This window comes from Streptomyces sp. PTY087I2, assembly GCF_001687325.1.
GTDB lineage: Bacteria > Actinomycetota > Actinomycetes > Streptomycetales > Streptomycetaceae > Streptomyces.
Genome location: NZ_LZRD01000009.1, coordinates 27,995 through 52,137, shown reverse-complemented (window position 1 = coordinate 52,137; position 24,143 = coordinate 27,995). Strand labels below are relative to the sequence as shown.

General features: G+C 71.0%; 21 protein-coding genes. 7 read left to right on the top strand and 14 right to left on the bottom strand.

Going from position 1 to position 24,143, the window contains the following annotated elements; translation table 11 throughout:
• Positions 1–7: 7 nt before the first annotated feature.
• The 3 genes from A3Q37_RS11555 to A3Q37_RS11545 all read right to left on the bottom strand — a co-directional run bounded on the left by A3Q37_RS11555 (position 8) and on the right by A3Q37_RS11545 (position 3,707).
• Positions 8–919 carry a MerR family transcriptional regulator gene (locus A3Q37_RS11555; protein WP_065482538.1) on the bottom strand — a complete coding sequence of 304 codons (912 nt, stop codon included), beginning with the start codon at positions 917–919 and terminating at the stop codon, positions 8–10.
• Positions 920–1,077: 158 nt separating this feature from the next.
• Positions 1,078–2,850: an SDR family oxidoreductase gene (locus tag A3Q37_RS11550; protein WP_065481992.1), complete on the bottom strand. Its 1,773-nt coding sequence runs from the start codon at positions 2,848–2,850 to the stop codon at positions 1,078–1,080.
• Complete coding sequence (locus tag A3Q37_RS11545; protein ID WP_065481990.1) at positions 2,847–3,707, bottom strand: M24 family metallopeptidase; 861 nt, start codon at positions 3,705–3,707, stop codon at positions 2,847–2,849. The genes A3Q37_RS11550 and A3Q37_RS11545 overlap by 4 nt, the downstream gene beginning before the upstream one ends.
• Before the next feature lie 260 nt (positions 3,708–3,967).
• Between A3Q37_RS11545 and A3Q37_RS11540 the strand changes: the two genes are divergently transcribed.
• From A3Q37_RS11540 to A3Q37_RS11520, 5 genes are all read left to right on the top strand, one after another.
• The gene (locus tag A3Q37_RS11540) at positions 3,968–4,972 is read left to right on the top strand and encodes an ABC transporter ATP-binding protein (RefSeq protein WP_065481984.1); all 1,005 of its coding nucleotides are present in this window, start codon (positions 3,968–3,970) and stop codon (positions 4,970–4,972) included.
• Positions 4,962–5,870, top strand: a complete 909-nt coding sequence (locus A3Q37_RS11535; RefSeq protein WP_065481983.1) for an ABC transporter permease — start codon at positions 4,962–4,964, stop codon at positions 5,868–5,870. Before A3Q37_RS11540 ends, A3Q37_RS11535 begins: the two co-directional genes overlap by 11 nt.
• A complete protein-coding gene (locus A3Q37_RS11530) occupies positions 5,867–6,778 on the top strand; it encodes an ABC transporter ATP-binding protein (protein ID WP_065481980.1) in 912 nt (303 codons plus the stop codon). The genes A3Q37_RS11535 and A3Q37_RS11530 overlap by 4 nt, the downstream gene beginning before the upstream one ends.
• A gap of 30 nt (positions 6,779–6,808) precedes the next feature.
• Positions 6,809–7,528: an ABC transporter permease gene (locus tag A3Q37_RS11525; protein WP_065481976.1), complete on the top strand. Its 720-nt coding sequence runs from the start codon at positions 6,809–6,811 to the stop codon at positions 7,526–7,528.
• 308 nt (positions 7,529–7,836) lie between these two features.
• A complete protein-coding gene (locus A3Q37_RS11520; RefSeq protein ID WP_065481969.1) occupies positions 7,837–8,532 on the top strand; it encodes a hypothetical protein in 696 nt (231 codons plus the stop codon).
• 69 nt (positions 8,533–8,601) lie between these two features.
• Here A3Q37_RS11520 and A3Q37_RS11515 read toward each other — a convergent pair whose 3' ends face one another.
• From A3Q37_RS11515 to A3Q37_RS11475, 9 genes are all read right to left on the bottom strand, one after another.
• Positions 8,602–9,426, bottom strand: coding sequence for an HAD family hydrolase (locus A3Q37_RS11515; RefSeq protein WP_065481966.1), 825 nt, complete (start codon positions 9,424–9,426; stop codon positions 8,602–8,604).
• Entirely contained in the window at positions 9,423–10,700 is a 1,278-nt protein-coding gene (gene serS, locus A3Q37_RS11510; RefSeq protein ID WP_065481963.1) for a serine--tRNA ligase, read from the bottom strand. The genes A3Q37_RS11515 and serS overlap by 4 nt, the downstream gene beginning before the upstream one ends.
• A gap of 643 nt (positions 10,701–11,343) precedes the next feature.
• On the bottom strand, positions 11,344–12,279 hold the full coding sequence (pheA, locus tag A3Q37_RS11505; RefSeq protein ID WP_065481957.1) for a prephenate dehydratase: 936 nt from the start codon (positions 12,277–12,279) through the stop codon (positions 11,344–11,346).
• Positions 12,280–12,358: 79 nt separating this feature from the next.
• Positions 12,359–13,699, bottom strand: a complete 1,341-nt coding sequence (efeB, locus tag A3Q37_RS11500) for an iron uptake transporter deferrochelatase/peroxidase subunit (RefSeq protein WP_065481954.1) — start codon at positions 13,697–13,699, stop codon at positions 12,359–12,361.
• Between the two features lie 4 nt (positions 13,700–13,703).
• The gene (locus tag A3Q37_RS11495; RefSeq protein ID WP_065481951.1) at positions 13,704–15,632 is read right to left on the bottom strand and encodes a copper resistance CopC/CopD family protein; all 1,929 of its coding nucleotides are present in this window, start codon (positions 15,630–15,632) and stop codon (positions 13,704–13,706) included.
• Between the two features lie 14 nt (positions 15,633–15,646).
• Complete coding sequence (locus A3Q37_RS11490; protein WP_065481946.1) at positions 15,647–16,108, bottom strand: copper chaperone PCu(A)C; 462 nt, start codon at positions 16,106–16,108, stop codon at positions 15,647–15,649.
• Positions 16,105–16,764, bottom strand: a complete 660-nt coding sequence (locus tag A3Q37_RS11485) for an SCO family protein (protein ID WP_065481943.1) — start codon at positions 16,762–16,764, stop codon at positions 16,105–16,107. The genes A3Q37_RS11490 and A3Q37_RS11485 overlap by 4 nt, the downstream gene beginning before the upstream one ends.
• A 44-nt stretch (positions 16,765–16,808) precedes the next feature.
• On the bottom strand, positions 16,809–17,573 hold the full coding sequence (locus A3Q37_RS11480; protein ID WP_065481941.1) for a YcnI family protein: 765 nt from the start codon (positions 17,571–17,573) through the stop codon (positions 16,809–16,811).
• A 150-nt stretch (positions 17,574–17,723) separates the two neighbouring features.
• Entirely contained in the window at positions 17,724–18,590 is an 867-nt protein-coding gene (locus tag A3Q37_RS11475) for a hypothetical protein (RefSeq protein ID WP_065481938.1), read from the bottom strand.
• 294 nt (positions 18,591–18,884) lie between these two features.
• On the opposite strand from A3Q37_RS11475, the gene A3Q37_RS11470 reads away from it, so the two are divergent.
• Positions 18,885–19,379, top strand: a complete 495-nt coding sequence (locus A3Q37_RS11470) for an ATP-binding protein (RefSeq protein ID WP_079137749.1) — start codon at positions 18,885–18,887, stop codon at positions 19,377–19,379.
• A 49-nt stretch (positions 19,380–19,428) separates the two neighbouring features.
• Here A3Q37_RS11470 and A3Q37_RS11465 read toward each other — a convergent pair whose 3' ends face one another.
• Both A3Q37_RS11465 and A3Q37_RS11460 read right to left on the bottom strand, forming a co-directional pair.
• Entirely contained in the window at positions 19,429–20,910 is a 1,482-nt protein-coding gene (locus tag A3Q37_RS11465) for an aminopeptidase P family protein (RefSeq protein WP_065481932.1), read from the bottom strand.
• A gap of 115 nt (positions 20,911–21,025) precedes the next feature.
• On the bottom strand, positions 21,026–22,513 hold the full coding sequence (locus tag A3Q37_RS11460) for a PP2C family protein-serine/threonine phosphatase (protein WP_176711400.1): 1,488 nt from the start codon (positions 22,511–22,513) through the stop codon (positions 21,026–21,028).
• A 554-nt stretch (positions 22,514–23,067) separates the two neighbouring features.
• On the opposite strand from A3Q37_RS11460, the gene A3Q37_RS11455 reads away from it, so the two are divergent.
• Complete coding sequence (locus A3Q37_RS11455) at positions 23,068–23,769, top strand: bifunctional DNA primase/polymerase (RefSeq protein ID WP_065481928.1); 702 nt, start codon at positions 23,068–23,070, stop codon at positions 23,767–23,769.
• Positions 23,770–24,143 lie beyond the last annotated feature (374 nt).

The following is a 24,143-nucleotide window of genomic DNA, read 5'->3' as shown; positions in this document are numbered from 1 at the left end:
GGGCGATTTAACCCTTTTGGTCAACTTCATTGGCTATTGCGTGAGATGAAGCGAGTGCGTCCAAGGTGCGTGCCTGCACCTCGCGTTCAGCTGCTGCCGCGACGAACGCCGCCACGCGCTCCGCGCCAACCAGGTCCTGCACGGCCTGTGTTGTCCGGGCGGGCAGCAGCACGGGACGGGTCGTGTTCTCGGTGATCGCACTCTCCTCCGCGCCGAGGTGGTGATGCAGATGCCGGGTGGCGAACGTCCTCATGGCGCGCGCCAGTTCGGCGTCGACCGTCTGCTGGGCGAGCGGCCGCAGCCGCCGGACCAGGGCCGCCGCCTCGGCCGCGTCGGCGTCGGTCGGCGGCAGGTGGCCGAGGTAGCGGGCGAAGACGTGCTCGGTGGTGAACTCCAGGAAACGGGAGGCTATGTGCTCCACCTGGCCGCGAAGTTCCCGCAGATGACCGGAGATTGCCGTCAGCGGCACCCCGGCCGCGTGCAACTCGGCTGCCACGGAAAGCTCTTGCGGACTGGGGACGAGGAACTCGTCGTCCCGGCCGGGCACGCGCTCCAGCACGCCGAGCTCCACCGCCTCCGCGATGGCCTCGTCGTCCTGCCGGCCGCCGAACCGCTCGTCCAGCTCGCGGCGGCTGATCCGGTCGGCCTCCTCGTCCGTCCACGGCCCCTGCACCTCCGCGACGAGCCCGAGCACCCCGCCGAGCCCCCGCCCCGCGTCCCACGCCTCCAGCAACTCCTTGATGCTGGCCAGGGTGTAGCCCCGGTCGAGCAGGTCCGCGATCTGCCGCAGCCGGGCGAGATGGGCCTCCCGGTACACGTTGGCCCGTCCGCGCCGCTCGGGCGTCGGGAGCAGCCCCCGGTCCTGGTAGGCGCGGATCGTGCGCACCGTGGCCCCGCTGGCGTGGGCCAGGTCCTCGATCCGGTATTCGGCGGCCCCGGCCCTGGCACCGGACCTGGTTCCGGCCCCCGCACCGGCCCCCGCCCCCGCCCCGGACCTGGTTCCGACCCCCGCCCCCGCACCGACCCCGGCTCCGCTCCCCGCACCCGTCCTGGCCCCCGCTTCCGCCCCGGCCCCGGTCACAGCGGCGGCTTCAGCCGGGCGACGGAGCGCAGCGTCCCCGGGCTCAGCCGGGACAGCAGCCGGGCGCCGCGCGCCTCCGGGGTCACCGGGACCACGGCCTGGTTGCGCACGACCGCCCGCAGGATCGCGTCGGCGACCTTCTCCGGCGGATAGTTGCGCCGGCCGTAGAGCCGGCTCGTCCGCTTCTGTAGCCGCTCCTCCTCGGCCGCGTCGGCCCCGGCGAACCGCGTGGTGGAGGTGATGTTGGTGTTGACGATGCCGGGGCATATCGCGCTCACCCCGATCGACTTCTCCGCCAACTCGGCCCGCAGGCACTCGCTGAGCATCAGCACGGCCGCCTTCGACGTGCTGTACGCGGACAGCACCCGGGAGGGCTGGAAGGCCGCGGCCGACGCCGTGTTGACGATGTGGCCGCCCTGGCCGCGGTCCGCCATCTGCTTGCCGAAGATCCGGCAACCGTGGATGACCCCCCACAGATTGACGTCGAGGACCTTCTTCCACTCCTCGCTCGTGGTCTCCAGGAAGGAGCCGGAGAGCCCGATCCCGGCGTTGTTGACCAGGATGTCGACGATGCCGTACTCGGCGGCGACCCGGGCGGCGAGCTTCTCCATCTCGGCCTCGTCGCTGACGTCCACGGCCTCGCCCCAGGCCGCGGGGGCCCCGATCAGCTTCGCCATCTCCGCGGTGCGGGCGGCGCCCTCCGCGTCCCGGTCCACGGCCACGATCCGGGCGCCCGCCTCGGCGAACGCGAACGCCGTGGCCCGCCCGATCCCGGAGGCCGCTCCCGTCACCAGGACCAGCTGACCGCCGAACCGCTGCGCGTAGGGGCCCTGCGCCACCGTCTGCTGCACGGGTCCGCCGTCCCGCGCGGCGGACTCGTTCGCGGTGACGAACTCGTCGATCCAGGAGGCGAGCTGGTCCGGCCGGGTGCGGGGCACCCAGTGCTTGGCCGGCAGCGAGCGGCGTACCAGCGTGGGGACCCAGTCCTCAAGACCGTCGTAGAGCCGCTCGGAGAGGAAGGAGTCCCCGGTCGGGGTGATCAGCTGGACCGGTGCGTGGGCGTAGGCGTCCGGGCGGGGCCTGCGCAGCCGGGCACGGACGTTGTCGCGGTAGAGCCAGGCGCCGTGCGCCGCGTCGTTCGGGAGGGAGGCGGTGGGGTAGTCGCCCGCGGGCACCTTCTCCAGCCGCTCCAGGATCCCCGGCCAGCGCTTGCCGAGCGGCCCGCGCCAGGCGAGCTCCGGCAGGACGGGCGTGTGGAGCATGTACACGTACCAGGATTTCGCGCCCTGGCCGAGGAGTTGGCCCACCTTGCGCGGGGTGGGGCGGGTCATCCGGCGTTTGATCCAGTGCCCGAAGTGGTCGAGGGACGGCCCCGACATCGAGGTGAAGGAGGCGATCCGGCCCTCGGTCCTGCCGACCGTGACGAACTCCCAGGACTGGACGGACCCCCAGTCGTGGCCGACCACGTGCACCGGCCGGTCCGGGCTGACCGTGTCGATCACGGCGAGGAAGTCGTCGGTCAGTTTCTCCAGGGTGAAGCCGCCGCGCAGCGGCTTCGGGGCGGTGGACCCGCCGTGCCCCCGCACGTCGTACAGCACCACGTGCCACTGCTCGGCCAGCCGCACGGCGACGTCCGACCAGACCTCCTTGCTGTCCGGATAGCCGTGGACCAGCACCACGGTCGGCCGGCCCGCGTCGCCCAGCTCGGCGACGCACAGCTCGACGCCTCCCGTACGCACGGTCCGCTCACGCGCCCGAGACAGATTCACGCCGCCACCTTCTCCTCGGCCCAGCGCCGCACATGCGGCAGATCGTCGTCCAGCCAGAAAGCGCTCTGCTCGGGGTCCTTGGAGTCGGTGACGACCAGGATCTCCTCGAACTTCGCGCCCGTACCCCTGAATCCGAGGTGGGGTTCGACCGCCCACAGCCCCGGCTGCGGCGGGTGGTCGGAGAAGCGGTAGGGGCTCCACAGGGGCGACCAGCCCTCCCGGTGGCCGTGCAGCGCGTCGCTCACGAGCCCCTTGAGGGCCTGGGTGCCGAAGCCGAAGACCTGCGGGGACCAACGGCGTTCGGCGACACGGTCGACCTTGTGGGCGATCACGCCGAAGGGGTAGGCCCGGTGCCGGTTCGCGTATCCCTGGGCGGTCATGAGGCGTTCGACGTCCTCGTAGATCTCGCGCAAGGAGCAGCGCTCGCGCACCTCCCGCAGGATCAGCTCGCGGTGGGCCTCCAGATCGGCCAGCAGCCTGTCGTGCAGCGGATTGAGGCCGAGGCACCCCGCGTACCCGACATCGGCGGTGAACCCCTTGTACACCGGGGCCATGTCGAGGATGAACGGCATCCCCGGCTCCAGCTTCCGGTCGGTCGGGAAGAATTGCAGCGGCACCTTGAACCCGGCGAACGCCGTACGGTCCCCGAACCAGGCGAACGGCAGGTGGAACCAGTCGCGCACACCGCGCTCGCGCAGCCACATCCGCTGCATCCGGGCCGCCTCGCGCTCGGTCACACCGGAGCGCAGCTGGCCCGCGACCGCCTCCGCGCAGGCATAGGCGAGACGCTGAACCTCTCTGAACCCCCGCAGCTCCGGGGTGTTGGTGTCCTGCACTGCCTTGGCCAAGCCGGTCATGCCACCGTCCGTTCCCTGCCGTGTGCGGTACGTGCCCGTAACGTGACACTGATGAATGTGACAATGTCCGGCGGCTGCGTCAAGAGGTGTGCACGGCCTGTGGAAAACCCTGGCTCCGCTGTGGATCCACGGTGCACCCCCCTACGGGCGTGTACGTCTGGAGTCTGACGCGGATCCAACCGTCAGGGCTGACGACCCCTGTGGTCCGCGCCACTAACGTCTTTTCCGTGACAGCCGTAATCGCTACCGAAGCCCTGAGCATGCGGTTCCCCCGGGTGACCGCGCTTGACCGGCTCACGTTGGACATCGGACCGGGTGTGACCGGTCTGGTGGGTTCCAACGGAGCCGGCAAGTCCACACTGATCAAGATCCTGCTGGGTCTTTCCCCCGCCACCGAAGGCCGGGCCGCGGTGCTCGGGCTCGACGTCGCGACCAGCGGCGCCGCCATCCGGGAACGGGTGGGGTACATGCCCGAGCACGACTGCCTGCCGCCCGACGTCTCGGCGACCGAGTTCGTCGTGCACATGGCGCGCATGTCGGGGCTGCCGCCCACGGCGGCCCGCGAGCGCACGGCCGACACCCTGCGCCACGTCGGCCTCTACGAGGAGCGCTACCGCCCCATCGGCGGCTACTCGACCGGCATGAAGCAGCGGGTGAAGCTGGCCCAGGCCCTCGTCCACGACCCCCGGCTGGTCCTGCTCGACGAGCCGACCAACGGCCTCGACCCGGTCGGCCGGGACGAGATGCTCGGCCTGATCCGGCGGATCCACACCGACTTCGGCATCTCCGTGCTGGTGACGTCGCATCTCCTGGGCGAGCTGGAACGCACCTGCGACCACGTCGTCGTCATCGACGGCGGAACGCTCCTGCGCTCCAGCTCCACCAGCGACTTCACCCAGACCACCGCGACCCTCGCGGTCGAGGTCACCGACAGCGACACCCACCCCGACGGCACCGGCGCGCTGCGCAAGGTCCTCACCGACGCCGGGGTCACGCTCATCGGCCACGACGGGATCGACGCGGAGGGGCTGCCGGGCGCGGGCCACATCCTGCTGATCGAGGCGACCGGCGAGGACACCTACGACGTGGTCCGCGACAGCGTCGCCGGGCTCGGGCTCGGCCTGGTCCGCATGGAACAGCGGCGCCACCAGATCGCCGAGGTCTTCCGTACCGAACAGGGCGCGGGGCAGACAGCCGCCGTCCCGGCCGCGGCCGGCACCGCCGGGGTCGTCCAGCAGAAGGGAAGCGGTCGCGATGAGCACTGAGACCAAGGCCGCGGCCGGGCGCGACGCCTCCCGGATCCACAACATCGGCTACCGCTCCTACGACGGACCGCGGCTCGGCCGGGCCTACGCCCGCCGCTCGCTGTTCTCGCAGACCCTGCGGGGCTCCTTCGGACTGGGCCGTTCCGCCAAGTCCAAGGTGCTGCCCATGCTGCTGTTCGGCGTGATGGCGCTGGTCGCGGCGATCCTGGTGGCGGTCTCCATGGCCGCGCCGGACGCCACCAAACTGGTGGTCAAGTACACCTCGTACGCGATCTACCTCCAGGCCGTGATCGGCCTCTTCATCGCCGCCCAGGCCCCGCAGGCGGTGTCCAGGGACCTCCGGTTCAAGACCGTCCCCCTGTACTTCTCGCGGCCGATCGAACGCGCCGACTACGTGATCGCGAAATTCGCGGCCACCGCCTCCGCGCTCTTCATCCTCACCGGTGCGCCGCTGCTCATCCTCTATGTGGGCTCTCTGCTCGCGAAGTTCGACTTCGCCGATCAGACCAAGTGGTTCGGCCAGGGACTGGTTTCGGTGGCGCTGCTGTCCGTGCTGTTCGCCGGGCTCGGCCTGGTGATGGCCGCCCTGACCCCGCGGCGCGGCTTCGGCGTCGCCGCGGTGATCGCCCTCCTGACCATCACCTACGGTGCCGTCTCCACGGTCCAGGCCATCGCCTGGGAGACCGGGTCGGAGGAGGCCGTGCGGTGGCTCGGCCTCTTCTCGCCGATCACCCTGATCGACGGCGTCCAGACCGCGTTCCTCGGCGCGACCTCCGCCTTCCCCGGGGAAGCGGGCCCGGGCGCCGGCGCCGGTGTGGTCTACCTGATCGTTGTTCTCGCGCTCGTCGCCGGCTCGTACGCCGTCCTGATGCGCCGTTACCGGAGGGCCGGGCTGTGACCACCATCGAGATCGACCACACCTCGCGCTGGTTCGGCAACGTGGTCGCCGTCAACGACGTCTCCATGACCGTGGGCCCCGGCGTCACCGGACTCCTCGGCCCGAACGGCGCCGGAAAGTCCACCCTCATCAACATGATGGGCGGATTCCTCGCCCCCTCGACGGGGAAGGTCACGCTCGACGGCCGGACGATCTGGCGCAACGAGGCCGTCTACAAGGAGATCGGCATCGTCCCGGAGCGGGAAGGGATGTACGACTTCCTCACCGGCAAGGAATTCGTCGTCGCCAACGCCGAACTCCAGGGTTTGGGAGGGGCCGAGGCACAGAGGGCGCTCGCCACGGTCCAGATGGAGTACGCGCAGGACCGCAAGATCTCCACGTACAGCAAGGGCATGCGCCAGCGCGTGAAGATGGCCTCCGCGCTGGTCCACGAGCCCTCGGTGCTGCTGCTGGACGAACCGTTCAACGGCATGGACCCGCGCCAGCGGATGCAGCTGATGGAGCTGCTGCGGCGGATGGGCGCCGAGGGCCGTACGGTCCTGTTCTCCTCGCACATCCTCGAAGAGGTCGAGCAGCTGGCCTCGCACATCGAGGTGATCGTGGCGGGCCGGCACGCCGCCTCCGGCGACTTCCGCAAGATCCGCCGGCTCATGAAGGACCGGCCGCACCGCTATCTGGTGCGCTCCAGCGACGACCGGGCCCTCGCGGCCGCGCTCATCGCCGACCCCTCCACGGCGGGCATCGAGGTCGACCTGACCGAGAAGGCGCTGCGCATCCAGGCAGTCGACTTCGGGCGGTTCACCGAACTGCTGCCGAGGGTCGCCCGGGAGCAGGGCATCCGGCTGCTCACCGTCTCGCCGTCCGACGAGTCCCTCGAATCGGTCTTTTCCTATCTCGTAGCGGCCTGAGTAGTGGCCTGAAAGGAGCTGTGCACCGTCATGTACGACCCCACAGTCGCCCGGCTCACCTACCGGGCCCTGCTCGGCCGGCGCCGTGCCGCCATCCTGTTCGTCCTGCCCGCACTGCTGCTGCTCATCGCCGTGGCCGTGCGCGCGTTCGCGGGGGCCGATGACCAGATCGCCTCGAACGTCCTCGGCGGTTTCGCCATCGCCACGATGGTGCCGCTGATCGGCGTGATCGCGGGCACCGGGGCGATCGGCCCCGAGATCGACGACGGCTCGATCGTCTACCTGCTCGCCAAGCCGGTGAAGCGGCCGACGATCATCTTCACCAAGCTGATCGTGGCCATCGCGGTGACCATGGTGTTCTCGGCCCTGCCGACGCTGGTCGCGGGCCTGATCCTCAACGGCAACGGCCAGCAGATCGCCGTCGCCTACACGGTCGCGGCGCTGGTCGCCTCGATCGCGTACAGCGCCCTGTTCCTTCTGCTCGGCACGGTCAGCCGGCACGCGGTCGTCCTCGGCCTGGTCTACGCGCTGGTCTGGGAGGCCCTCTTCAGCAGCATGGTGGCCGGTGCGCGGACGCTCAGCGTCCGGCAGTGGGCCCTGGCGGTCGCCGAGAAGACCGCGGGCGACGGCGCGGTGACCTCGGAGGTCGGCCTGCCGCTCGCCACGGTCCTGCTGGTCGTGGTCACGGTGGCCGCCACCTGGTACGCGGGCCAGAAGCTGCGGGCCCTGAAGCTGGCGGGCGAGGAGTGAGGCTTCCGGCCTGAGCCCCGTGCCGCGCCCCGACGACCTCCGCCCTTGTTCTGGACAAGGGCGGAGGTCGTCGTATGACCGGACAGACGTCCGCGTAACCATACGTTTATCGGGTCGTTGGGCAGGGTGCGTGGGGGCAACTGGAATCCGTGGCGTCGTAGCGATCGTGAAATCGGGGAATGCCGGCACCGGGTGAGGCTCAGCCCACCGGACCGGTCATCGAGTGAGTGGCAACCGTGAGCGTCCTCCACCCCTGAAGCCCGGGGTATGGGCCGTCCTCGTCATTCCCTCGTACGAAAGGCACACCCATGCCCACGGAAGTCGCCCTGCTCGAATCGCGCGCGCTGCGCGGCGAGCAGATGGGGCGCGTCGATGTCCTCGACAAGGTGAAGAGCCTTGTCATGCTCCCGGACGGAATTCACGTTCGCACAGAGGACGTGGCTCGTTACTTCGAAGTATCCACAGGGGCGGTCAGGAGGCTGACCGACCGGCATCAGGAGGAGTTCACCGAGAACGGCATGCGCGTGCTGCGCGGCGCTGACCTGCGGTCCTTCCATAGCGACATGATGTCGCTATGGGCAGGCGACGGGGTGGAAAGTTATCCACAGGCGGCCACTCAACTGCGGCTCTACACCCGCCGCACCGTCCTCAACGTCGCGATGCTCCTTCGCGACAGCGACATCGCCCGCTGCGTGCGCACGTACCTCCTCGACGCCGAGGAGTCGCTCCGCACGCAGTACGCCTCCCTCGACCACCGCGTCACGCGCATCGAGAGCTGCCTCACCGGAGTCGGCAGTGCGTTGCAGGAGCTCGGGCCGGTGCTGGTGCGGATGTCCGAGCGGCTCGACAGCCTGGACCGGAAGGTGGAGATGACGCACCAGGTGGTCGGCGCGATGAGTCTGCGGCTGACGGATGTGCAGCAGGACGTCGTGCGGCTCGACGGGCGGATGGACACCTTCGCCGGGCAGCTGAAGGATCTGCGCCGCCGTAACGGGCAGCGCTGAGTGAAGCGGCCCGGCACCGTGGGAAACGGTGCCGGGCCGCTGTCGCGCTTTCCGGGGTACGGGGGCGTCCTACCGCACGGGCTGTACAGGCGCCGAGCGGAGCAGTTCCTCCAGCACCACCGCGATGCCGTCGGCCTCGTTGGACGCCGTGATCTCGTGGGCGACGGCCTTCAGGTCGTCATGGGCGTTGGCCATGGCCACGCCGTGCTGGGCCCAGCCGAACATCGGGATGTCGTTCGGCATGTCGCCAAAGGCGATCGTGTCGGCCGCCTTCACCCCGAGCCGGCGGGCGGCCAGCGAGAGGCCGGTCGCCTTGCTCAGGCCCAGCGGCAGGATCTCGACCACACCGGCCCCGGCCATGACCACGTCGACCAGGCTGCCCACGGCCGCCCGCGCGGCGAAGGCCAGCGCGTCGTCGTCCAGCTCCGGGTGCTGTATGTAGACCTTGTTGAGCGGAGCCGTCCACATCTCGCTGGCGTCGTCCACGAAGAGATACGGAAGCGGCCCCTCCTGCACCTGGTAGCCGGGGCCGACCAGCACTTCGCCCTCAAGACCGTCGCGGCTGGCCGCCAGGTGCAGCGGGCCGACCTCCGCCTCGATCTTGGACAGGGCGAGACCGGCGAGCTGCCGGTCCAGGGTCAGCGAGGTCAGCAGCTTGTGCTCGCCCGCGTGGTAGACCTGCGCGCCCTGACCGCAGACGGCGAGCCCCTCGTAACCGAGGTCGTCCAGGATGTGCCGGGTCCAGGGGACCGCGCGTCCGGTGACGATGATGTGCGCGGCACCGGCCGCCGTGACGGCGGCCAGGGCCTCGCGGGTGCGCTCGGAGACCGTCTCGTCCCCGCGCAGCAGTGTGCCGTCGAGGTCGGTCGCGACGAGCTTGTACGGGAAGGTCACTTGGCGACCGGTTCCAGGACCTCGCGCCCGCCCAGGTACGGACGGAGCACCTCGGGAACGCGGACCGAACCGTCCGGGAGCTGGTGGTTCTCCAGGAGCGCCACGATCGTGCGCGGTACGGCGCAGAGCGTGCCGTTCAGCGTGGCCAGCGGCTGGACCTTCTTGCCGTCGCGCATCCGGACGGACAGGCGGCGGGCCTGGAAGCCGTCGCAGTTCGACGCGGAGGTCAGCTCGCGGTACTTGCCCTGGGTCGGGATCCACGCCTCGCAGTCGAACTTCCGCGAGGCCGAGGCGCCGAGGTCACCGGTGGCGACGTCGATCACCTGGAAGGGCAGTTCGAGACCGGTGAGCCACTGCTTCTCCCACTCCAGGAGCCTGCGGTGCTCGGCCTCGGCGTCCGCCGGGTCGACGTACGAGAACATCTCGACCTTGTCGAACTGGTGGACGCGGAAGATGCCGCGCGTGTCCTTGCCGTACGTGCCGGCCTCGCGGCGGAAGCACGGGGAGAACCCGGCGTACCGCAGGGGCAGCTTGTCGGCGTCGATGATCTCGTCCATGTGGTACGCGGCGAGCGGGACCTCGGAGGTGCCGACCAGGTAGTAGTCGTCCTTCTCCAGGTGGTACACGTTCTCCGCGGCCTGGCCGAGGAAGCCGGTGCCCTCCATGGCGCGGGGGCGGACCAGCGCCGGGGTCAGCATCGGGGTGAAGCCGGCCTCGGTGGCCTGCGCGATCGCCGCGTTGACGAGGGCGAGCTCCAGGAGCGCGCCGACGCCCGTGAGGTAGTAGAACCGCGAGCCGGAGACCTTCGCCCCGCGCTCCATGTCGATGGCGCCGAGCGCCTCGCCGAGCTCCAGGTGGTCCTTGGGCTCGAAGCCCTCGGCGCCGAAGTCGCGGATGGTGCCGTGCGTCTCCAGGACGACGAAGTCCTCCTCGCCGCCGACCGGCACGTCCTCGTGGACGATGTTGCCGAGCTGGAGCAGTAGCCGCTTGGCTTCGGCGTCGGCCTCGTCCTGGGCGGCGTCGGCCGCCTTGACGTCGGTCTTGAGCTGCTCGGCCCTCTTGAGGAGCTCGGCGCGCTCCTCGGGAGTGGCCTTGGGGATCAGCTTGCCGAGCGACTTCTGTTCGTTGCGGAGTTCGTCGAAGCGGACGCCGGACGACCTGCGCAGCTCGTCGGCGGAGAGCAGGGCGTCGACGAGGTCGACGTCCTCTCCACGGGCGCGCTGGGAGGCGCGAACACGGTCGGGGTCCTCACGGAGCAGGCGAAGGTCAATCACCCCACCAGGCTACCGGTGCGCGGTTCTGGCACTCGAACCGATATTGCCGAGCGTGTCTCTATGACCGAATTGCCGGAATTGATATTTCTGGGGGGAATCGTGGACGGCGATGGAGCCGGAGTGCGGAGAGGAGGCGTCAATAACGGCGGTTAACTCCCCTGAACAGGGCAGAAGGTGCGGCTCGCCTTGACGTACCGACCTTGGACGGAGCGGGAGTTGGGGATGGCCTGGTCGCCGTTGTCCACAGGAGGGTCGGTGTCCGAATGGTTATCCACAGGCTGTGTGGAAGTTCTGTGGATGCCGGAGGGCATTGTTCCGGAAGCTGGACGAAGTCCCGTGGAATCTCCGCTCAAACCTGTCCCGCGCACTCATTCGGAGGGTATTTCATCCCCTCGAAGAGTTGATCAAGGGAATTGAGGTGACAGGCGATGCCTTGTGCCCCCTCGCGCTTCTGTGGACGGCTCTGGGGTGACTGGATTGATTTGTCGACGATGTCGCATTGGGGTGTCGACTTGTCCCCAGGTCGAGAGTGGCTCCTGTGGATAACTCTCCGGAGTGCGTGACTATCTGTAGATCGCACCGCTGCGGAGCGCGCGAGGAGGCCCCCGGCAGCCTTCGTGCCGGGCCGCTCCCCGCTCTTCCGTCAGATCCGGCCGTCCTGGCTGCGCGCCAGCCAGTCGGAGGCTTCCGTGAACGCCGCGTCCGATGTACCCGCCCGCAGCGGCCGCACCTCGTCCGGCGAGACCCCCGCCCGCGGGTACGAGCCGAGGAACCGCACCTTCGGGCTGATCCGCTTCAGCCCCATCAGCGCCTCCCCGACCCGCCGGTCCGCGATGTGCCCCTCCGCGTCCACGGCGAAGCAGTAGTTGCCGATGCCCTCACCGGTCGGGCGGGACTGGATCAGCATCAGGTTGACACCGCGCACCGCGAACTCCTGGAGCAGTTCGAGCAGGGCGCCGGGGTGGTCGTCGCCGAGCCAGATCACCACGGAGGTCTTGTCCGCGCCGGTCGGTGCGGAGGGCCGGGCGGGCCGGCCCACCAGGACGAAGCGGGTCTGGGCGTTCTCCGCGTCGTGGATCTCCGTCACCAGCGACTCCAGGCCGTAGGTGGCGGCAGCGAACTCCCCGGCGAACGCGGCGTCGTACCGCCCCTCCTGGACCAGCCGGGCCCCGTCCGCGTTGGACGCGGCCGACTCCCACAGAGCCCCCGGGAGGTTCTCCGCCATCCAGTTGCGCACCTGCGGCTGGGCGGCCGGATGAGCGGTGACCGTCTTGATGTCCGACAGCTTGGTCCCGGGGCGCACCAGCAGCGCGAAGGTGATGGAGAGCAGCACCTCGCGGTAGATCATCAGCGGTTCCCCGCCGGCCAGCTCGTCCAGCGTCGCGGTGATACCGCCCTCGACGGAGTTCTCGATCGGTACGAGCGCTGCCGCCGCCTCCCCGTTGCGTACGGCGTCCAGGGCGGCCGGGACGGACAGCATCGGGACGAGTTCCCGGGTGGCGGCCTCCGGGAGCGTACGGAGGGCGACCTCGGTGAAGGTGCCTTCGGGGCCGAGATAGGCGTAGCGCGTGGCTGACATACGGTCACCTTAATGCGCCCCGCGAGGCCCGCCGCGCTGTCTCAGAATGCGGTCGAGCGCCCCTGGACCGTACGCGCGCCTACGACTCCAGAAGCCGCTGTCCCACGTACTCGTCCTCCGCCGCCCCGCCCGGGACCGCGAACACCCCGCTCGCCTCGTGCCGCAGGAACGGCGACAGCGCGTCGCCCCGGTCGAGCTTGCGCTGCACCGGCACGAAGCCCCGGAACGGGTCCGCCTGCCAGCAGATGAACAGCAGCCCGGCGTCCGGAGTGCCGTCCTCCGCGATGCCGTCGTGGTACGAGAACGGGCGGCGCAGCATGGCGGCCCCGCCGTTCTTCTCGGGCGAGGAGATCCGGGCGTGCGCGTTGTCGGGGATCACGAGCCTGCCGTCCGGGCCCGCCTTGTCGAGGTCCATCTCCGTGGTCTCGGTCCCCCCGCTCAGCGGCGCCCCGTCCGCCTTCCGCCGTCCGATGACCCGCTCCTGGCGCTCCACCGGAAGCTTCTCCCAGTCGTCCAGGAGCATCCGGATCCGGCGGACGACGGCGTACGAACCGCCCTCCATCCACTCCTGCGGCTTCCCCGGGGACGCGGGCACGAAGACGCGCCGGTCGAAGTCCTCGTCGGACGGTTTCGGGTTGCCGGTCCCGTCGATCTGGCCCATCAGATTGCGGGCGGTCATCGGCCGGGCGGTCGCGCCCGGGGTGCGGTTGAAGCCGTTCATCTGCCACCGCACCCGTGCCGTTCCGGCGGCCTCCTTCTGGAGCGCCCGCAGCGCGTGGAAGGCGACCAGCGCGTCGTCCGCGCCGATCTGCACCCACAGATCGCCGTTGGACCGCTTGGCGTCGAGGGCGTCGGCGGAGAACGCGGGCAGCGGGTCGAGCGCGGCGGGCAGGCGGTCGGTCAGGCCCGTGCGGGCGAAGAACGTACGGCCGAAGCCGAAGGTGACGGTCAGGGACGACGGGCCCGCGTCCAGGGCGATCCCGGTGTCGTGCCCGGGGCCGTCGGCCGCACCGGCCGCCGGGCGGCCCGCCATCAGCTCCTTCGCCACCGCGGACCAGCGCCGCAGCAGCGCCGCCGCTTCCTTGCGTCCCGCGCCCGCCACCAGGTCGAAGGCGGTGAGATGGCCCCGGGCCTGAAGCGGAGTGGTGATCCCCGGTTGATGTTTCCCGTGAAACATTGCCTCGGTCGCCCCCACTGTCGTCAGTGCGGCCGGCTCCTCGGGGCGGGTGGCGGCATACCCGGCGGCCCCGCCTCCGACGCCCAGCACCAGCCCGGTGGCACCGGCGGCGCCCGCCGCACCCAGCAGCCGCCGCCGCGAGACGCCGGCGGGGGCGGCACGGTCCTCGGCGGCCCCCCCGCCGCCGCCCGGGGCGACGGCCGTGGCCGCCCCGGCCGGTCCCTGCTTCCTGGTCTTGCTCACGTGCTCAGCCGATCTTCGCGTTCTTGTCGATGGTGACCTGGTCGATGTCCGACGTCCGTACCGTCACGTCGATCTTCCAGTCCCCGGCCATCGGAATCTGTACAGCACTCGCCGACCAGTGCCCCTCGGCCAGCCGGTCCGGGATGACCGGCAGCGGGCCGATGTCCTTCGCCTCCAGGGTGAGGGCGAGCTTCAGCTCGGGGACGTCCATGGGCTTGCCGTCGCTGCCGTCGATCCACACGTGCAGATCGTTGGAGCCGGTCCGCCCGGGTTCGATGTCGATGCGGACGGTGCCCTTGCCGTTCTGGCCACCGGTGTCGAACGGCATCTTCAGGTTGACCGGGCCGCCCGCGGCGGGAGCGCTCGCCGCCGGGGTGCCGTTCGCGGCCTCCTCCTCCGTACGGCCCGGCTCGGTGGACGTCAGCATGGTGGTGACGGCCAGCAGGACGACGGCGACGGCGGCCTCGGCCAGGACCGAGCGGCGCAGCCCGGAGCGCTCCGGGTCGGCGTCCCGTATCCGCTTCTTCCTGGTCGCGGTCAGGAGGGCCCGCTGCCGGGCCAGTTGCGCGGCACGTTCGGGGTCGGCGTCTTCCGTTACGTCGTCGGCCTCCCCGGCCGCTTCCTCGGGAGCCTCGTCCTCGGCAGCCTCTTCCGAAGCGGCCGCCGGGTCCGTCAGCCGTCCCGTCCAGCGCCGGGAGTACCAGCCGACCGCGAGCAGGACGGCGATCAGCGCCACCTTCAGGATCAGCAGCTGCCCGTAGCGCGTACCGGTCAGCGCCGACCAGGAGCCGACCTGCCGCCAGGACTGGTAGATCCCGGTCGCCGCCAGCACCACGACACTGCTGAACGCGACCGTGGAGAACCGCCGTACCGCCGCGCTCCCGATGTCCGGCGTCCGGTACAGGGCGACCAGGAGCGAGGCGAGCCCGCCGAGCCAGGCGGCGACGGCCAGCAGGTGCAGGACGTCCACCGGCATGGCGATGTTCGCCTGGATGCCGGTGGAGGCGTGCTCGGACATCGCCCAGGTGGCGGCGATACCGGTCGCGACGACCCCGCCCCCGACGGCCAGCCCGAAGGTGAGGTCCTTCTTCTCGCGTTCGTCCTCGCGCCGCGCGTACGTACCGAACAGCACGGCGATGAACAGGGCGGCGGCCCCGAGCAGCAGCAGCCGGGAGACGAGGGCGGCGCCGGGCTTGGTGTCCAGGACGGACTGGAGTCCGGCGAGGTCGAAGGCGTCGGCGAACTTCCCGCTGCCGGTGTACGGGTGGCGCAGGAGCAGCATGGCCAGGGTCGCCGCCGTCAGGGTGAGCCAGCCGCGGACCACGAGCCGCTGCATCGGCAGGGCGGTCGCGCCGCCCCGCCAGCAGACCAGGACGAACGCGCTGCCGCCGACGAGCAGGACGAATCCGCCGTACGCCGCGTAGCGCGCGATGTCGTAGGCGACGCCGACCGGGCCGCCGCCCGCCTCCCGGGAGGGCAGCGCCACCGTGGTTTCCGAGGGGGCGCCGATGGAGAACGTGAACGCGCCGGAGATCGGGTGGCTGTCGGCGGAGATCGCCTGCCAGGCCACCGTGTAGGTGCCGTCCGGCAGTCCGGAGTGGAGGGATACGCCGTAGCGGACGGTGGAGCCCTCGGTCAGGTTCTTCGGCTCGGCCCCGGTGTCGGCGCGTTTGCCGCTCGGGTCGAGGACCCGGATGGAGTCGTCGCCCACGGCGATCGCCTCGGAGAAGCTGAGGGTGACCTCCTTGGGCGCGGTGTCCACCACCGCCCCGTCCGCCGGGTCGCTCCCGGTGAGGGCGGCGTGCGCGGACGCCGGGCCCGCGCCGGCCAGCAGCAGCCCGACCACCAGGCTGAGCAGCGCGGCGAGGAGCGCGGCGGCGGCGAGCGGCCGTCGTATCGGGGAGGGCCCGGCGGCAGGGGCGGTGGCAGACATCTGGATTCAGTCCCTCACTGCTTCTTCGGGTTGTGGGTGGTTTCCTTCACCGGCAGGTCGACCGTGATGGGGTCGGCCTTCTCGAAGTGCAGCTCGACGGAGACCTTCTCGCCCTGCTGGGGCTTCTGCTTGAGCTTCATGAACATGATGTGGTTGCCACCGCGTTCGAGATCGAGCTCGCCGTTCGCGGGCACCTCGAACGAGGAGACCTCGCGCATCTTCTGGTTCTTCGTCTCGTGGATCGTGACGTCGTCGGAGAGCGGGCTGGTCACCGAGGTGAGCCGGTCCGCGACGCCGCCGCTGTTCCGTACGACGAGGAATCCGGCGGCCATGTCGCTGACCGGCTGCGGCATGAACGCGCCGACGACCTTGAGCTCCGGCGCGCCGCCCGGCCCGCTGTCCGACGAGCACCCGGCCAGCGTCAGCCCCGTAGTGAGGGCGAGGACGCCGGCGAGAGCCGTACGGCGGCGGTTCACGGGGTCTCCCCCTTGATCAGCTTGGGGAGGTCCTTCGCGTACTCCTCGGCGGAGGTGTTCTCGCCGTAGAGCACATAGCCCTCGTCGGTCTTCGGGGAGAAGGCGATGACCTGGGCGCCGTGCATCGAGACGACGGTCCCGTCCTTCTCCTTCTTCGGCGCGTCGATCCCGATGCCGATCTGCCGGGCCCCGGCCTGGATGGTCGGGAAGTCGCCGGTGAGGCCGGTGAAGGTGGGGTCCTGGGCGGCGAGCCACTTGCCGAGCGAGGCGGGGGTGTCGCGCTCGGGGTCGGTGGTGACGAAGACGACCTGGAGCTTCTCCTGGTCGGCCTTGGGCAGCTCCCGCTTGGCGAGGGAGATGTTGCTCATGGTCAGCGGGCAGACGTCGGGGCAGTTGGTGTAGCCGAAGTAGATGAGCGTCGGCTTGCCCTTGGTCGCCTCGCGCAGGTCGTACTCCTTGCCGTGGGTGTCGGTGAGGACGAGGTTCGGCTTGGTGAACGGCTGGTCGAGAACGGTCGCGGCCTTGTCCTTCGGCGCGGCGCTGATGTCGGCGACGGCCGAGGAGCCCGCCTTGTCGTCACCGGTGCCGCAGGCGGAGAGGGCCAGTGCGGCCGCGGCGGCGAACGCCACGGCCGTCACTGCTTTGTTGTTGCGCATGAAAGAGATGTCCTGAACGTGGTGCGGGTGTGGGAACCGGCCGGTCAGGCCGAGCGGCGGCGTCCGGCGAGCACGCCGAACGCGACACCTGCGACACCGATGACGATGCCGATGATGCCCAGGGTGCGGGCGGTGGTGTCGCTGGAGGAGGAGGACGCGGCGGTGCTGCTCTCCTTGGCCGACGCGTCGGTGCCGTCGGCCTTGTGGTCGTCGGCCTCCTCGGCACTGTCGGTCTTCTTCGCGTCGTCGGCCGCGCCGCCGTGGTGGCCGTCGGCCGCGGCGGACAGCTTCAGGACCGGGGCGGGGCTGTCGGGCTCGTCGCCGCCCTCGGTGGGCTCCTCGATCCAGCGGACGACTTCCTTGTTGTCGTACGTCTGGATCGCCTTGAAGACGAGCTGGTCGGCGTCCTCGGGGAGCGCGCCGACGGAGACCGGGAACTGCTGGAAGTAGCCGGGGGCGATCTCGCTGTCGTCCGCGGTCCAGGTCACCTTGGAGACGGCCTCGGTGATCTTCCGGCCGTGCACCTCGAGAGGCTTGTCGAGCTTGCTCTTGTCGATCTTGATCTTCCAGCCGGGGACGGCCTGCGGGGTGACGGAGGAGAGCGGGTGGTCGGCCGGGAAGTTGACTTCGAGCTTCACCGTCGAGGCCTGGTCGCGCTCGTTGGGGACCTTGAAGTTGAGCGTGGCGTATCCGCCCTTGGCGGCCTCGCCCACCGGCTGGACGCTGACATGTGCGGCGGCCGGGCCGGCGATCAGCAGAACGGTGGACGCGGCGACGCCGCCGGCGAGGGCGATACGGGAAAGCTTCATGGCAGGAATCTCCACAGGGAAACGGAACGCGGTGGTCCGGCGCGCGGGTGCGCGGCGGCATCACGACACCTCGGGGTGCGGTTCCATGCGGACGGTCGCGCGCACAGGGACGTGCGCGAGCGGCCCGCGGGGCCCGGTGGAGGCGTCGCGTCAGGCTGCGAGGGCGTACGGGGCCGGAGGCCCGCGCCTGATCACCAGGTGCTGAAGAGGATCCCCGGCCGTCGGCACGGGTACGTCGTCGGAGTGCCGGGGGGCGCGCGGTCCGGCCACCAGCCGCTCCCGCTCCCCGGCCCGCAGCGCGCGGACGAGGGCGAGCGCGGCGCGCAGGGACCGGAGCCGGGCCCCGGCCGCCAGCGCCTGGGCGCTGTGGGCGGAGAGCCGGGCCAGCGCGAAGAGGGCGATCTCGCCGCGGCGCAGCAGCCAGCCGGTGGCGAGCGCGACGAGGACGTGCGCCAGGAACATCGGCAGGCTCGGCAGCATCGCGGTGACCGCGGCGCAGACCTGGGCGATGCCCGAGGCGCCGTCCGGTCCCGCCGAAGCCGCGGCCTGGGCCGCTCCGGACGCGCCGCCCGCCCCGGGATGGACGTGGCCCCCCGGGAGCGTCGACGGGTCGATGCCCGCGGAGGAGACGATGCGGTGGGCCTCGGCCGCGTTCAGCCGGCCCGGCCCCTCGCCGCACACGAGCCCGGAGGCGAACCGGATGAGCAGGTTGTCGCCGCCCGTGGTCCCGGCACCGGCCCGGGCGCCGCCGTGGCTGCCGTTCGCGAAGAGCACGTGCAGAAGGATCTGCCCGCCGGCCAGCGCGCCCACGATGCCCGGAAGGGAACGTTCCCGTCCGGCGAGGAGGGCGGCGACGGCGAGGACGCCGAGGAATCCGGCGAGCAGCGTCCACGCGGGAACCGCCGTACCGGCGGCGAGCGTGTGTCCGGCCGCGGACAGCACGACGCAGACCGCGGTGAACACCGCGGCCCTCATGAGCCGCAGACCGGCTCCGGCGCGTGCGCGAGGCGTGGACATGGCCGGGACATCATCGCACTGCGCCCCCGTGCCCCGTACGGCAGGTCCGGAAGATCAGCCTCCGTCCCCAACCGTGCTTGTTGCGCCTGTTCGCGGGGGATGTACGGACCGGGGGCGCGCACTCCAGGTCACCGGGACGGGACCCCGGTGACCTGCGACCGGGCCGGTCCATACACCGGGCGGCCGAATATCCGCATCCGCCGAACGAGGGCTCTCCCACCCGATCCGTGCTTACGAAGTGCCCAGGGCGGCAATACGTATCGATACGTCGAGCCGCAGCCAGGAGGCTGAAAGATGAGCATCTGGTGGTCTCTCCATTTGCGGCGCGAAGCTGCGAGCGTTCCGCTCGCCCGTCGTTTTCTGCTCGGCACCATGGAAACCGCGGGGGTGGATCCGGACATCTCCTTCGACCTGTCGGTCGCGCTCAGCGAAGCCTGTGCGAACGCCGTCGAGCACGGCGGCGACCGGACGGCGCTCGGGGAGCCCGGGGACTCCGGGACCGGACGCCCTTCCGCGGACTCCGGGCAGTACCGGGTCACGGCCTATCTGGACGGCGAGAAATGCCGTATCGAGGTCAGCGACTCGGGGCCGGGATTTCCCGCCCGGCGCGCGCTTCGCCCAGCCGCGCATTCCCCCCGGGCCGGGGCCGAGGCCGAGAGCGGCCGGGGCCTCGACCTGATCCAGCAGCTCTCCGACCACGTCCAGTTCGGCAACCGGCCGGGCCGCGGCGCGGTGGTGAGCTTCGACAAGGTCCTGAAATGGCGCGAGGGCGCGCTGCTCACGGTGTAGTGAGCGGCGCGCCCTCGGCGCTGTGGCACGTGCGGATACGCGGCCGGGGTCAGCCCTTCAGCTGTGCCATCCAGGCCTCGACCTCGTCCGCCTGGCGGGGCAGCTTGTCGGAGAGGTTCCGGTTGCCGTCCTCGGTGACGAGGATGTCGTCCTCGATCCGGACGCCGATGCCCCGGTACTCCTCGGGCACGGTCAGGTCGTCGGCCTGGAAGTACAGACCGGGCTCGACCGTCAGGCAGACGCCCGGCTCCAGGGTGCCGTCGACGTACGTCTCGGTGCGCGCGGCGGCGCAGTCGTGGACGTCCATGCCGAGCATGTGGCCGGTGCCGTGCAGGGTCCAGCGGCGCTGGAGGCCCAGCTCCAGGACCTTGTCCACGGACAGGTCGCCGAGCAGACCCCACTCGACGAGCTTCTCGGCGAGCACGCGCTGCGCGGCGTCGTGGAAGTCGCGGTAGGCGGCGCCGGGCTTCACGGCGGCGATGCCCGCCTCCTGGGCCGCGTACACCGCGTCGTAGATCTTGCGCTGGAGCGGCGAGAACGTGCCGTTGATCGGCAGCGTGCGCGTCACGTCGGCGGTGTAGAGGTCGTTGGTCTCGACCCCGGCGTCCAGGAGCAGCAGCTCGCCCGCGCGGACCGCGCCGTCGTTGCGGACCCAGTGCAGGGTGGTGGCGTGCGGGCCGGCGGCGCAGATCGAGCCGTAGCCGATGTCGTTGCCCTCGATGCGGGCGCGCAGGAAGAACGTGCCCTCGATGAAGCGCTCGCTGGTCGCCTCGGCCTTGTCGAGGCTCTTCACGACGTCCTCGAAGCCGCGCGCGGTGGCGTCGCACGCCTTTTGCAGCTCGGCGATCTCGAAGGCGTCCTTCACCAGGCGGGCCTCGGAGAGGTGGACGCGCAGCTCCTCGTCGCGCTCCGCGGTGACCTTGTCGGTGAGGGCGGCCTCGATGGAGGCGTCGTGCCCGCGGACGTTGCGGACGGGGCCGGTGGCCTCGGCCAGCGCGGCGGGCAGCTCGCGGACGTCCTTCGCGGGGATGCCCAGCAGCTGCTCGGCCTCGGTGAGGGAGTTGCGGCGGCCGACCCACAGCTCGCCCTGGCCGTCGAGCCAGAACTCGCCGTTCTCCCGGTTGGAGCGCGGCAGCAGGTAGATCGTGGCCTCGTGGCCGGTGTCGCCCGTCGGCTCCAGGACGAGGACGCCGTCCTGGGTCTGGTCACCGGTGAGGTACGCGTACTCGGTGGAGGCGCGGAAGGCGTACTCGGTGTCGTTGGAGCGGGTCTTCAGGTTGCCCGCGGGAATGACCAGGCGCTCGCCGGGGAAGCGGGCGGAGAGCGCGGCGCGGCGGTTCGCCGTGTGCTCGGCCTGGGGGATCGGCCGGAGGTCGTGCAGCTCGGTGTCGGCCCAGCCCGACTTCATGTTCTCGGCGAGCTCGTCGGAGACGGCCGGGTAGAGGCCGTTCTTCCGCTGCTTGATCGCCTCCGCGGCGTCGTTCTCTTCGGTCTCCTGCTCCGGGGTCTCCGGAATGAGCTCCTCAGACACGATTTGTCTCTCCTTGATACGACACTGGACCATCACCCATCGTACGGGCGTACGGAAGGGGGCCCAGGGCCGAAGGACCTGTTACCGGGGAGAGCCGCCGGACGTCGGCCGGTGGTCAGTCGAAGTGGGCGGCGAGGATCACGACGTCCTCGGTGGAGTCGCTCCGGTCGAGGCCGTCGGGGAGCATCGTGCGCAGGACGTGGTCGGCCACGGCCGCCGGATCGTGCCGGCCGGCCTTCGGTACGGAGGCGGCGGCGGAGTGCAGCCGGGCGAAGGCGCGGTCCATCGCGTCCCCGGTGCGGCGCAGCAGCCCGTCCGTGTAGAGAAGCACCGTTTCGCCGGGCGCGGGGCTGAACTCCACGCTCGGCGCCTCCCAGCAGGCGAGCATCCCGAGCGGGGCGGAGAGCGTCGTCTCGACGTACTCGCAGCGCCGCTCGCCGAGGACCAGCGGCGGGGTGTGCCCGGCCCCGGCCAGCACGACCTTGCGGGCGGCGGGCTCGCAGTAGGCGAACAGGGCGGTCGCGGTGCGCGCGGGCTCGGTGAGCCGCAGCAGCAGTTCCAGGTCGGAGAGTACGGCGACGGGGTCCTCGCCCTCCATCACCGCGTACGCCCGCAGGCCGGCGCGGAGCCGGCCCATCGCGGCCATCGCGCTCGGCCCGGACCCGCCCACGGAGCCGACGGAGAGGCCGAGCGTGCGGTCGGGCAGCGGCAGCGCGTCGTACCAGTCGCCGCCGCCGCGGGGTCCGGTGCGGTGCCGGGCGGCGAGCTGGACGCCGGGGATCCGGGGGAGCCGGCTGGGCAGCAGTTCCTCGGCGACGGCGGCGACGTCCGCCCGGGCGCGCTCCAGCTCGATCAGGCGGGCCAGGTGCTCGGTGGCGTAGCGCGCGTAGAGGCCGGCGAGATGGCGCTGCTTCTGCGCGGGCTCGGCCGGTTCGTCGTAGAGCCAGAGCGCCGCGCCGAGCCGGCCGGACGCCTCGGAGGCGAGGGGGAGGGCGTAGCTCGCGGCGTAGCCGAGCCGGGTGGCGACGTCGCGGTGCCGGGGGTCGAGGTCCGGCTCGCCGAGCAGGTCGGGGCTGGCGATCCCGTCGGCCGTGTCCGGCAGCCCGTCGAGGACGCGGCCGAGCGCCGTGGCGGCGCGCGGCACGGTCTCGAGGTGCCCGAGCTCGGAGTGGGTGAGCCCGAGGCCGAGCGTGGCGGAGGGGCCTTCGCCGTTCGCCGGTTCCAGAACGAGAAGTCCGCGGCGGGCTCCGACGAGGGCAGCTCCGGCGTGCAGCAGCTCGTCGAGGGCGGTGTCGAGGGCGCTCGTCGCGGCCAGCCGCTCGGTGAGTTCGTGCAGGGTCGTGAGGTCCGAGACCCAGCCCGCCAGGCGGTCCTGGATGAAGGCTCCGGGCGGTCCCGGGACCTCCGTCAGAGGCGAGCGAGTGTGCGTTGAAACCGGAACCTCTGGATCGATTCCAGCCACTTTCGGCAGGTGTGGGGCGCTCATGGCAGCCAGCTTTCCGACCGGTGCGATTCGTCGAATAGCATCGCAAACCCCCATGTGATTCTGCGCCACTATCAGTGCATCCACATGTACACGCACAAGTAACCCGATGTCCAGCATTGTCCCTTCGGGCCTCGGACGATTCGTGCTATCCCAGTGTCGGTTAACTTGGCCAAAAAATGCACCCTATGGACGCTATTTGCGATCGACTGGGGCTGCTCGACAGGGGGTACCTCCGGGGTCAGGTCGCCGGAGGAGCGTCATCCCGGGCATGCTGGGTACGTAAACGGTGATGCGCGGGTGCAGTTGTGATCGCCCAGGAACCCGGCAGCGGGTTCCGGCGTCCTACCCCGTGAACGTGACGCCCCCGCCCCGGACGGCGGGGTTCGCACCAGGGACGGCAGGCGAGGCGCAGGCCACCCTCGCCCGGCGCACGCCGGCCCGGCTCGACCGCTCGGTTCGACCCAGATCTCTGTTCCATCCCGGATCGGTTCTCCTCGGATCGATTCGATTCCACTCGGCTCACGCTCGGCTCGGCTCACGCTCGGTGATCGACGGCACGCCCGTACCGCGGAACTGACGAGCATGTACGCACAGCGAAGAGATACGCACGTGGTGTCACGCACGCGTGGTGTCATGTGGACTCGGCGTTCAACGGAAAGGAACGAGCGCTCATGCGCGAGATCCTCGGAAGGCGACGCAGGCTCCGGCTCCGGCGCAAGGAGGCGACCGCCCGGCTCGACGCGGCCCTGACCTGCGCCACTGTTTGGCAATGGCCCGTGCTTCCCGGAGTGGGGACGGCGCAGGCGTCCCCGTACGGCGAGAGCGTCGGCCCCGGCTGCGCCTGCCCCGAACCGGACTGCGCCGTACCGGGCGCACATCCCTTCGACCCCGGCCTGCTGGCGGCCACCACGGACGAGCGCATGGTGCGCTGGTGGTGGACCAACCGCCCCGCCGCCCCTGTGCTGCTGGCGACCGGCGGCCGCGCGCCCTGCGCGGTGAGCCTGCCCGCCGTGGCCGGCGCCAGAGCGCTGAGCGCCCTCGACGCGCTGGGCATGCGGCTCGGCCCCGTCGTGGCGACGCCCACCCGGTGGTCGCTGCTGGTGGCCCCGTACAGCCTGGAACGGCTCGGCGAACTGCTGTACGCGAAGGACTGGGTGCCCAGCTCGCTCCGGTTCCACGGCGAGGGCGGCTATCTTCTCCTGCCGCCGTCCCGGACCGGCGCGGGCCAGGTCCGCTGGGAGCGGCGCGGGGCGCCGCTCGGAACGTCCGCTTCCGCCGCGGCTCCCTGGCTTCCGGATGTCGAAGCGGTCCTGGACGCTCTGGTCGAGGCGAGCACCGGTGCGCCGGGCGGGGGCAGCCGGCTCGCGTACTGACGCCTCTCGCGGGGGGAGGCCCGGCGTCCGGCTCACTCGAACGGGTGTGAGCCGGGCAGGATCCGAGGTAATCGGGTGCCGGGCGCCCCGGTGGCACGCATTCCGTCGATATCGTCGGCCGTCGTCAGGAATTCCGCGCAGTTGCCAGGTGGGGCCACCATGAATCTCCGCATGATCGGTCTCACGGCAGCCGTGGTGTGCGGATGTCTTGTTCCCCTGGTTGCTTCCGCGCACCCCGCCGTTGCTCCGGATGCCGTATCGGCCGATCCGTTCGCCGGGAAATCATCTGTCGGACCGACAGAAAGTCATAGGCCAAAGGTTTCTGATCGGCTGTCCGGAGAAGATGGCGCCGCCCTTTCTTCGGGATTGCCGAA

Bases quoted from the DNA above. Each gene is read 5' to 3' on its own strand.
- A3Q37_RS11545 (WP_065481990.1), bottom strand. From the start codon at position 3,707: ATGACCGGCTTGGCCAAGGCAGTGCAGGACACCAACACCCCGGAGCTG.
- A3Q37_RS11540 (WP_065481984.1), top strand. From the start codon at position 3,968: ATGCGGTTCCCCCGGGTGACCGCGCTTGACCGGCTCACGTTGGACATC.
- A3Q37_RS11535 (WP_065481983.1), top strand. From the start codon at position 4,962: ATGAGCACTGAGACCAAGGCCGCGGCCGGGCGCGACGCCTCCCGGATC.
- A3Q37_RS11525 (WP_065481976.1), top strand. From the start codon at position 6,809: ATGTACGACCCCACAGTCGCCCGGCTCACCTACCGGGCCCTGCTCGGC.
- A3Q37_RS11520 (WP_065481969.1), top strand. From the start codon at position 7,837: ATGCCCACGGAAGTCGCCCTGCTCGAATCGCGCGCGCTGCGCGGCGAG.
- pheA (WP_065481957.1), bottom strand. From the start codon at position 12,279: ATGTCAGCCACGCGCTACGCCTATCTCGGCCCCGAAGGCACCTTCACC.
- A3Q37_RS11495 (WP_065481951.1), bottom strand. From the start codon at position 15,632: ATGTCTGCCACCGCCCCTGCCGCCGGGCCCTCCCCGATACGACGGCCG.
- A3Q37_RS11485 (WP_065481943.1), bottom strand. From the start codon at position 16,764: ATGCGCAACAACAAAGCAGTGACGGCCGTGGCGTTCGCCGCCGCGGCC.
- A3Q37_RS11480 (WP_065481941.1), bottom strand. From the start codon at position 17,573: ATGAAGCTTTCCCGTATCGCCCTCGCCGGCGGCGTCGCCGCGTCCACC.
- A3Q37_RS11475 (WP_065481938.1), bottom strand. From the start codon at position 18,590: ATGTCCACGCCTCGCGCACGCGCCGGAGCCGGTCTGCGGCTCATGAGG.
- A3Q37_RS11470 (WP_079137749.1), top strand. From the start codon at position 18,885: ATGAGCATCTGGTGGTCTCTCCATTTGCGGCGCGAAGCTGCGAGCGTT.
- A3Q37_RS11460 (WP_176711400.1), bottom strand. From the start codon at position 22,513: ATGCTGGACATCGGGTTACTTGTGCGTGTACATGTGGATGCACTGATA.
- A3Q37_RS11455 (WP_065481928.1), top strand. From the start codon at position 23,068: ATGCGCGAGATCCTCGGAAGGCGACGCAGGCTCCGGCTCCGGCGCAAG.